The sequence below is a fragment of the uncultured Campylobacter sp. genome (genome assembly GCF_937949835.1).
Lineage (GTDB): Bacteria > Campylobacterota > Campylobacteria > Campylobacterales > Campylobacteraceae > Campylobacter_B.
Genome location: NZ_CALEDC010000175.1, coordinates 1 through 1,491 on the forward strand (window position 1 = coordinate 1; position 1,491 = coordinate 1,491).

General features: G+C 45.9%; 3 protein-coding genes. All 3 read left to right on the plus strand.

Annotated elements, in window-relative coordinates; all coding sequences use genetic code 11:
- On the plus strand, positions 1-461 hold a 461-nt coding region (locus tag Q0256_RS03820), incomplete at its 5' end, for a molybdopterin dinucleotide binding domain-containing protein (protein WP_297960185.1).
- Between the two features lies 1 nt (position 462).
- Positions 463-1,014 carry a 4Fe-4S dicluster domain-containing protein gene (locus tag Q0256_RS03825; RefSeq protein ID WP_297960187.1) on the plus strand — a complete coding sequence of 184 codons (552 nt, stop codon included), beginning with the start codon at positions 463-465 and terminating at the stop codon, positions 1,012-1,014.
- 10 nt (positions 1,015-1,024) lie between these two features.
- Positions 1,025-1,491: molecular chaperone (locus Q0256_RS03830; protein ID WP_297960189.1), on the plus strand; the 467-nt coding region annotated here is incomplete at its 3' end.

Genomic DNA, 1,491 nt, shown 5'->3' on the forward strand with positions numbered 1-1,491 from the left:
ACCCGGTAATCGATCTTGACGACGATTGGGATTACTACGAAAAACATAAAAATTTCGGCAAAGATTATTTGAAAAAATATCCACTTTATTTTATGACGCCGGGCACGCAGCTGCAGGATAACTCAAACTGGGGCAATATGCCTTACATCCTAAAACGCGTCATCGTAAAGGGCAACGCCGAGCTATTTATGACGCGCGAGGATATGCTGGCGCGCGGTATCAAAGAGGGCGATACGGTCGAAGCTACGAATGAAAAGGGTACGGCGATATTTACGGCGGTCGAGACCAATCAGATGCAGCTGGGCATCGTCTATGCATGGAATAATATCTGGGTTAAAGTCACCAAATCTCGCACGGGAGCAAATATCCTTTGCTCGGACGGAGTAAGCGATTTAGGCAACGGATCGACCTATACCGCAAGCTTTTGCGAAGTAAAAAAAGCTGCAAAACAGGAGGCATAAAATGAAACGAAAACAAGGATTTTTATTTGATTACAACTTTTGCATAGGTTGTAAGGCGTGTGAAATTTCATGTCAGGTCTATCACAACCAAGACCCCGACATCAACTGGCGCCACGTCGATATGATGCTCATCCATGAAGACGAGATCGAAAAGGAAATTTTCATCTCGCATTCGTGCCACCATTGTGAAGAGCCTGCGTGTATGGATGTTTGTCCCGTGGGAGCTTACTTTAAACTTGAAAACGGCATAGTTCAGCCGTTGCACGATAAATGCATAGGCTGCGGATATTGCTTAGTTGCCTGTCCTTACGGCTCTATAACCAAAGGCAAAGACGGAAAAGCGCAAAAGTGCAATCTCTGCGCCGAGAAGCTCGAGCGCGGCGAGGAGCCTGCATGCGTGGCGGGCTGCCCTTGCGACGTACTAAAGCTAGTCGATAGCGACGTGAGCGATAGCGCGGGGATGGAGAAGGAGATGCCGGGCTTTAAGCGATTTTTTACGAAGCCGAACATCCGCTTCTATCCTCGCATGAAGCGCAACGAGTTTATCCACTAAGGATAAAAAGATGCGTAATTTAAAGCAGAGTCTTTGCGTCGAGGACTTTTTGAGGCAGGTATTTTTGGTGCCTCTTATCGGTGAAAATTTGAACGAGCTTTTAAATTTGACGCAGGATTTTGCGCCTAAGCTTAAAGAGCATAAATTTATCCTCGAATTTGCCAAATGCAAAAGCAAGCCGAATTTAATCGATGAAATTCGCTACGAATTCAATAGGCTCTTCGTAGGTCCTAAGCGCCCCAAAGCCGAGCCTTACGAGTCGGTGTATTTCGACTATCAAACGATGTTTGGGGCAAAGACGATGCAGGTGCGAAGCTTTTATGAAAGCTCGGGGCTAAAACTCGAGGATGCGCAGCTTGATAAATTTCCCGACGATTTCATCGGGTACGAGCTGCAATATCTTTATTTTTTAAGTTTTAGCGCGCTAAAGGCGGAGGATGAGGCTAAATTTAACGAAATTTTGCGTAAAAAGGCGGA

Coding starts and splice junctions, on each gene's coding strand:
- Q0256_RS03825 (WP_297960187.1), top strand. CDS start 463: ATGAAACGAAAACAAGGATTTTTATTTGATTACAACTTTTGCATAGGT.